This is a genomic window from Pseudoalteromonas sp. TB64 (assembly GCF_000498095.1).
GTDB lineage: Bacteria > Pseudomonadota > Gammaproteobacteria > Enterobacterales > Alteromonadaceae > Pseudoalteromonas.
On record NZ_AUTQ01000089.1, the window covers coordinates 1 to 7,559 of the forward strand.

7 protein-coding genes and 2 pseudogenes (1 of these 9 running past the window's edge) are annotated in these 7,559 nt (G+C 35.7%); 4 read left to right on the forward strand and 5 right to left on the reverse strand.

Annotated elements, in window-relative coordinates; all coding sequences use genetic code 11:
* Nucleotides 1–386, forward strand: a pseudogene (locus L647_RS0105865) (IS4 family transposase); the annotation flags it as partial.
* A gap of 530 nt (nt 387–916) precedes the next feature.
* Nucleotides 917–1,858, forward strand: a complete 942-nt coding sequence (locus tag L647_RS0105870) for a GGDEF domain-containing protein (RefSeq protein WP_024610338.1) — start codon at nt 917–919, stop codon at nt 1,856–1,858.
* 24 nt (nt 1,859–1,882) lie between these two features.
* Here L647_RS0105870 and L647_RS0105875 read toward each other — a convergent pair whose 3' ends face one another.
* The 4 genes and pseudogenes from L647_RS0105875 to nadK all read right to left on the reverse strand — a co-directional run bounded on the left by L647_RS0105875 (nt 1,883) and on the right by nadK (nt 5,544).
* Nucleotides 1,883–2,209 (reverse strand): hypothetical protein, encoded by a 327-nt coding sequence (locus tag L647_RS0105875; RefSeq protein WP_024610339.1) that lies wholly within the window; start codon nt 2,207–2,209, stop codon nt 1,883–1,885.
* A 64-nt stretch (nt 2,210–2,273) separates the two neighbouring features.
* Nucleotides 2,274–3,951, reverse strand: a pseudogene (gene recN / locus L647_RS01000000123730) (DNA repair protein RecN).
* A gap of 75 nt (nt 3,952–4,026) precedes the next feature.
* Nucleotides 4,027–4,584 (reverse strand): hypothetical protein, encoded by a 558-nt coding sequence (locus tag L647_RS0105885; RefSeq protein ID WP_024610340.1) that lies wholly within the window; start codon nt 4,582–4,584, stop codon nt 4,027–4,029.
* 75 nt (nt 4,585–4,659) lie between these two features.
* A complete protein-coding gene (nadK, locus tag L647_RS0105890; RefSeq protein ID WP_024610341.1) occupies nt 4,660–5,544 on the reverse strand; it encodes an NAD(+) kinase in 885 nt (294 codons plus the stop codon).
* Between the two features lie 175 nt (nt 5,545–5,719).
* Between nadK and L647_RS0105895 the strand changes: the two genes are divergently transcribed.
* Nucleotides 5,720–6,685, forward strand: coding sequence for an HrcA family transcriptional regulator (locus tag L647_RS0105895; protein ID WP_024610342.1), 966 nt, complete (start codon nt 5,720–5,722; stop codon nt 6,683–6,685).
* A gap of 58 nt (nt 6,686–6,743) precedes the next feature.
* Nucleotides 6,744–7,355, forward strand: coding sequence for a nucleotide exchange factor GrpE (grpE, locus tag L647_RS0105900; protein ID WP_024610343.1), 612 nt, complete (start codon nt 6,744–6,746; stop codon nt 7,353–7,355).
* A gap of 27 nt (nt 7,356–7,382) precedes the next feature.
* On the opposite strand, the gene L647_RS0105905 is transcribed toward grpE, so the two are convergent.
* Nucleotides 7,383–7,559 carry the 3' portion of a Bcr/CflA family efflux MFS transporter gene (locus L647_RS0105905; protein WP_024610344.1) on the reverse strand. Its footprint extends 1,035 nt past the window's final position, so only the last 177 of its 1,212 coding nucleotides appear in the window; its start codon lies beyond the right edge, outside the window — the gene reads right to left on this strand; its stop codon occupies nt 7,383–7,385.

Genomic DNA, 7,559 nt, shown 5'->3' on the forward strand with positions numbered 1-7,559 from the left:
AACTTGGTTATCGAGAAATGAAACAAACCTTACTAAATAGTCACTTCACGCTACGCAGCAAGAAACCTGAGATGATAGCGCAAGAATTATGGGGCGTAATGTTGAGCTATAACTTGCTCCGATACCAGATGGTGAAAATGGCGCAGAAAAAGTCTGGAATATATGCAAAACACCTGAGTTTTACGACGTGTGCTATTAGTATTATTAACCTTATTCATACAATGTTTATAGAAAATGCAGGACGGATACCTAAATCAATAGAGCAATTACAAGCTCAAGTTGAACATCACATATTGCCGATAAAACGGGAGCGGGCGTATCCGAGGTGTGTGAAACCAAAACCCAGTAAATACCCCAATAAAAAACGCCAGTCAGCTGTTAACTGACTGGCATTAAGCCTTTGGGCTTGCTTTTTTGTTTTTAAAAAAGCTAAATAACCTGATCTCTGATTAATATATTTATCTCGAACAGTTATTTTAAACCTAATTACGTGACCTAAATTACAGTAGGCTTACTACTGATGCTCAAATTGATTTTGTTTTCATTGGAAATTCTGACTAAAGAAATACAAATTTAAACATAACGAAGGTTTAAATATTTAACTAAACCTCATAATCGGAGCTTAAGTTAAATAAATAATTTTTAATTTGAGAGGCAAACAAAATATATTTTTTAAAAGCCTAATGAATATTTATCTATATTTTTATGTTTACTATTTATAAGCATACTTCTTGATTTAAGTATTAAATAAGTACAAAATTAGAGGTTGCTTAACACAAGCTTACTTTTTAATAGCGGTAAGTGTGAAATTTATAAAAGAAAACATATATCAATTATGCACAAATACTCAGATAACATAGAAAGAAAATTAATAGTAAGATTCTTTTCGTCAATAGGCTTCAGTGCCACATTTTTAATGGCGTGCGTTGCTTTAATAAACGATAGTTATTTGTTATCTGTTACCCTCTATATTTCATCAGCAGTTTATGTTTGGGCATTTTGTATTTATACAAAAACCGAAATGTCAGCAAGTGCTATTTTATATAACTTGTATGCGTTAATGATTTATTTAGTTTTAACTGGCGGTGCTGAAGGTACCGGTCCTATTTGGATATTTATTGTATCACCAGTTACATTTTCAATAAGGGGTTTAAGGCGCGGGGTATGTGATATTATTTTGTTTTTATCAGCAATTACCTTGGCTTTTTATTGTGCAGAAAGCTTTAATATATACAGTTATGAACCTGCGCAATTTCCTTATAGAATTATATTGTCATTTATTTTAGTCGCTTTACTCAGTGGATATTATGAACATTCGAGATCAAAATATAGCGATAAAATAATTGCCCTGAGCCAAAAAAATGAATTGCTAGCAACCATAGATCCATTAACTAACTTACCTAATCGCCGTTATACAATGAATAAGTTAACTGAATTTAAAAGTAATCATTTGGATAGCAATATACCCTTTGTATTACTTTTAGCTGATGTTGATAATTTTAAAAAAATTAATGATACATACGGACATGATTTTGGTGATGAAGCACTTATACATTTAGCTAATATATTTAAAGAAAGCATTTCTGAAAACACAGTTGCCTCGCGTTGGGGTGGAGAAGAGTTTTTAATTGCCCTACCAAATGCATCACTCTTAGATGGTATCAAGCTTGCTGAAAGTATTCATGGTGCACTTCGTCACTTGCCAATAAACACACCTTCAAACTCTCTAAACCTAACATTAAGTATTGGAGTGATTCAAAGTGTGGCAAGTCGATCTATTGATTTAGATATAAAAAGTGCAGATGAGCTTTTATACAAAGCAAAAAAGCAAGGTAAAAATCAAACTTGCTCTTTGTAGTTAATTCTTAAATCTATATCTATTTTAATCCATAGAAAAAGAATCAAGAGAAGGTCTTACTTTTGCCTTGCGACGTCTTACACTCATGTAGCAAGTTAAGCTGCATAACAGTTGTAGGGTAAGCACCACCCAGTAGCTATTACTTACAAAGCTACTTAGATTTTCATCAATACTGCTCACTATATTTAGCGTAGTCAGTGTTAATTGAATTACCAATACAATACTTAAAAAATGTAACAACTGTTGTTTAAATTGAGTGTGTTTAAATTTACTAAAAATAATTAAGGTCACACTCGTTATCAACAATAAGTAACTCACTCCTAAAGCTGTAAAAACTAAAGTATTTTGCATTAAATTTATCCTTAATGTTTTATCCGTTATTTAAAACAATATTAGTCAAAATAAACTGGCAGCCCTAGGCATGCGCCATTATTAGTTCTTTAGCATTTGCTTTAGCTGTTTTACTTATATTGTCGCCACCAAGCAAGCGAGCTATTTCATTTACTCTGCCATCTTTATTTAGAGGCAACATGTGTGTGTACGTTTTACCCTCAGCTATTTCTTTAGCTACAAAAAATTGCTGATGCGCACTGCTTGCTACTTGTGGTAAATGGGTTACACAAATTACTTGAGTTGATTTACCTAATTGGCGTAACAATTTACCTACAGCGGATGCAGTAGGACCCGATATACCTACATCGACTTCATCAAAAATCAATGTTGGTGTTGTCACTTTTTGAGCAATAATAACCTGAATAGCAAGGCTAATACGCGAAAGCTCACCACCTGATGCCACTTTAGCTAAAGGCTGTAAAGGTTGTCCTGGATTAGTTGATACTAAAAATAATACATTGTCGTACCCTAAGTTATTAGGTGCACGTTCTGGCTCTTGGGTAAGTGCTATTTCAAACACACCGTTTTCCATAGATAGGTTTGCCATGCTTTCGCTTATCAAGCAATTTAGTGTATTGGCGTATTCTTGGCGGCTTAAGCTCAAAGCTTCACTTGAATTTTTATAATCCGTTAATGCGTTCTCAATTTCAGATTCTAATTGTTCTAATCGAGAACTATTATTGCTTATAGATTCCAGCTCTTGTGAGATTGATTGATGAAACTCAACAAGTGCTTGTGGTTTTATGTGGTGCTTACGGGCTAAATCCATAGATCCACTTAATCTATTTTCCACTTCAACTAAACGAGCTGGGTCTAAATCGGCTTGCTCTGTGTAACTGCGTACTTCACGGCTTGCTTCTTCAACCTGTACTGCTGCTTCACTCAGTAATGCAGCAACACTTGCTAAGCTTTCGTCGTATTGAGCAAGCTCTGTAAATTGTTGTGCGCTTTGTTGTAGTAAAGAGCAGGCATTTTGTTCATCACTTTCGTATAAGTGTTGTAGCTCGCGCTGACAAGATTCTAAAATAGTTTGGCTGTTACTTAATTTATAATGCTCAGCTTCTATTTGTTCAAATTCACCTTCTTGTAGTGCGAACTCGTCAAGCTCTGCTACTTGGTATTCTAAAAGCTGTTTTTGAGCTGCTTGTTGTTGCTGTTGTTGCTCTAAATGTTTAAATTCTTTTTGCAAACTAGCAAATTGCTTATAACTTTGGCTTACTGCACTTACCAAATGTTGATGGCCCGCATAAGCATCTAAAAGTTGTAATTGATGTTCAGCTTTTAATAAATGTTGGTGAGCATGCTGCCCATGTATAGAAATTAAATATTGTCCAAGCTCTTTTTGTTGTGCAGCGGTGACCGCACTACCATTAATATAACTTTTGCTTCTGCCATTTTTACACACAACACGTCGCAACAAGCACTCGTTGTCGGACGTGCTTAGCATATGCTGCTCTAAAAATGCTTGAGCAAGTGGAAGAGCATCTAAATCAAATCGTGCGCACACATCTGCTTTGTCTGTGTTCGGGCGCACAGCCGAAGCTTCGGCTCNCTCGTCCGCCTAAGCATAATGAAAGTGCATCAATAGCAATCGATTTACCAGCACCTGTTTCGCCGGTAATTGCGGTCATGCCATTTTGCCATTCGGTGCTTAAATTACTTACTATTGCAAAGTTTTTAATTTCTAAACCAATTAACATACTGTTTATCCATCCAGTCAATTAACTGTTAATTTATACAGTGTTTTGGTTTTTTGCAAATTAATTTTTTATTATTTAAGCAATATTTGCTTCTTCAATGAATTGTGTATTTATAGGGTTTTGTGAGGGTTCATTTTGATCATCAATATTATCAGTAGGTTGTACCATATCTGTAGTTTTAATATTTTCAATAAGGTGTGGAAGTGCATCGCGATAAAAAACTTTGTTATATAATATTCCTTGCTGTGGAAGCTCTGAAACAAAGTATTGTATATTCTCAATTAGGCTTTGATTTGAGTTTGTTTGATATGTCTTCATCAGCTCATTAGATAAAGTATTAACTAGTAAATCAGCTGTATCTTCAAGCTGTTGTAAGTTCTCGTCGGTATGCGGCTGTACAACGAAAAAATTACTTATAATTGCCTGTATTCTGGCGTTATATTTAGGGCGAATTATTTTAGCGTCGAGTAACTCATTTAGCTTCAATTTAACACGAGTACTCGCGTGCGATACACGTTCATTAAATAACTTTTTTTTAGCTTCTATCGCTTTTTTACGGTTACTTTCTACCTTAAGGTAGCTAGCCAGTAATGTAATTAATAGCAGCAGAGCAAAAAAAACAACATAAGTCATTATTGTTAGTTCCTGAAATGGTTCATTATTTTTATAGCGCCATTTTGCTCTATAGTACTGCTTTTGGCAATAAAATTAGTATAAACGACTACCCCAATTTAATTTTGTACGTAAAACGTTGTAGTAAGAGTAGTTTTTAGGATGAATTAAGCGTAACTTTTTATCTGCTTTTTTAATTACAACTTCATCGCCCGGCAATACAGCAAGCACGACATGGCTGTCGCAACTTACTTGGAGACTATCGGTATTTTCGAGGCTAAGTTTTAAACGTACTTCGTTATCTGCATCAACAACTAATGGTCTGCTTGATAATGTGTGTGGAAACATTGGCACCAATGAAATGGCATTAAGTTCTGGTGTTAAAATGGGACCTCCCCCCGAAAGAGAGTAAGCCGTTGAGCCTGTGGGGGTAGATACAATTAAGCCATCTGAGCGCTGTGAAAATACAAAGTCATTATTAATAAAAGCTTCAAATTCAATCATGTGAGCAACTTTGTCAGCATGTAAAACCGCTTCGTTAACCGCTGAGTTAGCACTTTTTAATTCGTTATGACGATATACTTCTACTTCTAATAAAAAGCGTTCTTCTTCTAGGTATTCACCACTGAGTACTTGCTCTAAACTTGCTTCAAACCCTTCAGGGTTTAAATCAGTTAAAAATCCTAAGTTACCTCTGTTTACACCAATAACTGCAACATCAAAACGAGCTAACACGCGAGCTGCGCCAAGCATGTTACCATCTCCGCCAACAACAATAGCGAGATCAGCTCTCTCTCCTAAATCTACTAATTTAACGAGTTTATCTTTTGGAACATCAACTAATTGACTGCCAGTACGTTTTTCTACAATAACTTCAAAACCAAGTGCAAGTAAAAATGTATGCAAGCGTTGTAGCGTGGTAGCTGCACCAGGGTGATTTGGTTTGCCAATAAGGCCAATGGTTTTAAAGGGAGAGTCCATAATATACGCACGATAAGTTATAATATTGCTAGAGTAACTCAAAATAGAAGTGTTTGAAAACACAGATTTTAGCAAAGTTATTATGAAGCAATTGATTGACTAATTAATCAGGTTTTTTCAAGTATGAGTTTGTGTCAGTACTTGAAATAACCACAAACGCCCCGATATATGTTTCATGCAACAAGATGTAGATACCATGAAAATAAACCCGCGAGATCAGCAAATTTTTTCAGCTGTTATGAACATGTACTGTAATGGTGAGGGTTTACCCGTTCCATCAACAAAAATAGCCAAGCTAAAAGGCATGGCGGTGTGTTCGGCTACTGTTCGTAATGCAATGGCTCGCCTAGAAAAAGTGGGCTTATTGTATTCGCCTCATACATCGGCAGGTCGAGTGCCTACAAATGAAGGGTTTGATTATTGGTTTAATGAGTTTTTTCCATTGGCTGATATTGCTAATTATTGGGAACCAGAGCAAGCACAATTAGTTGAACTTGCTCATGGGCTGAGCCAAAAATACCAAGTGTGTTGTTGTGTAGGTTTACCACAAGCAAGTTCTCAGCAAGTATTTAGAGTAGAAGTTCTCGATTTTGATTCAACAGACTGGCTTATCTTATTAATAGATAGGGCAGGGCAGAGTCATAATATTTGCATTGATAAGCCACATGATTCATCAGACTCTGTTCGCTACCAATTTGCTACATGGTTAAATACAGTATTTAGCCAACAAACATTAATGGAAGGCTTGTATCGTATGCAAGCTATGGCTAATACTGCACCTCGAAATTGTCATGATTCACTTAACCAGTGGACTCGTCAACTTAGTCAGAAATTAGGTTCAGATAACAGTATTGTTGTCGGAGAAAATTATCTCTACAAACAAATCGATTGTGAACAAAGTTTAAATATTGGTGTTTCATTTTTAAATTATGTAGAGGATAAGCTTGCCTTTAAAAATGGTTTATCGGTACTTAATAGTGAAGAGCTTCCTTTTACTGAGTGTAATGAGTTGATTGTTATTAGCGTGCCATATTTTCAAAATCAGGAATACCAAAGCCGTTTTTGTATAATTTGCCCTAAATCGGCGCAAATTGAAGAAATAATCCAAGAATTTAAATTAATTGAGACCTCTAACTCTTGAATCTTTTTATTCAACCCCCATAATTACCGCAGTTGAAAAGAATTGGAGCAAATATTTTATGTCGGAACAGACGCAAAAACCAGAACAAGAAGTAGAACTAAACGAAGAGCTAGCTCAAATGCAAGCTGATGTAGAGGCAGCAGTAGAAGCCGCTGATCAACATGCAGATGAAGAGCAGAGCCCTGAAGCAGAAATTGCAATGTTATACGCAGAGCTTGAAGCGGCTAAACAAACGATTGCTGATCAAAAAGACGGCGTTGTTCGCGCAGCAGCCGATGTTGATAATATTCGTCGTCGTGCAGCACAAGATGTAGAAAAAGCACATAAATTTGCATTAGAAAAGTTTGCTAACGAATTGCTACCTGTAATTGATAACCTTGAGCGCGCTATTGAGTTTTCTGATAAAGAAAACGAGACTTTGAAGCCATTGCTTGAAGGTATTGATATGACCGTTAAAAGTTTTAACGAAGCGGTTGCTAAATTTGGTGTTGAAATTGTAGACCCACAAGGTGAGCAATTTAACCCTGATTTTCATCAAGCAATGTCGATTCAACCAAGTAACGATGTATCGCCAAATACAGTACTTGCAGTAATGCAAAAAGGCTATAAATTAAATGGTCGTTTATTACGCCCTGCAATGGTTATGGTATCTAAAGCAGCTGATGCTTAATTAATATTAGTTTTGAATAAAAATGCCTCATTGTGAGGCATTTTTTTTGTCTTTTATACGATGAATAATCTGTACAATAATAGTTAATATAACTGCACCAAACATTAAACTCGAAAATGGTACTGCGCTTTTAGCATGCATTAGTACAAGCAAAGGTCCTACTAAGGCACCGCTGCCAAATCTTAGAGTACCAATTACGGCAGT

What these genes read in the sequence shown, in the direction of transcription:
- L647_RS0105870 (WP_024610338.1), top strand. Translation starts at nt 917, where the DNA reads ATGGCGTGCGTTGCTTTAATAAACGATAGTTATTTGTTATCTGTTACC.
- L647_RS0105895 (WP_024610342.1), top strand. Translation starts at nt 5,720, where the DNA reads ATGCAACAAGATGTAGATACCATGAAAATAAACCCGCGAGATCAGCAA.
- L647_RS0105875 (WP_024610339.1), bottom strand. Translation starts at nt 2,209, where the DNA reads ATGCAAAATACTTTAGTTTTTACAGCTTTAGGAGTGAGTTACTTATTG.
- nadK (WP_024610341.1), bottom strand. Translation starts at nt 5,544, where the DNA reads ATGGACTCTCCCTTTAAAACCATTGGCCTTATTGGCAAACCAAATCAC.
- L647_RS0105885 (WP_024610340.1), bottom strand. Translation starts at nt 4,584, where the DNA reads ATGACTTATGTTGTTTTTTTTGCTCTGCTGCTATTAATTACATTACTG.
- grpE (WP_024610343.1), top strand. Translation starts at nt 6,744, where the DNA reads ATGTCGGAACAGACGCAAAAACCAGAACAAGAAGTAGAACTAAACGAA.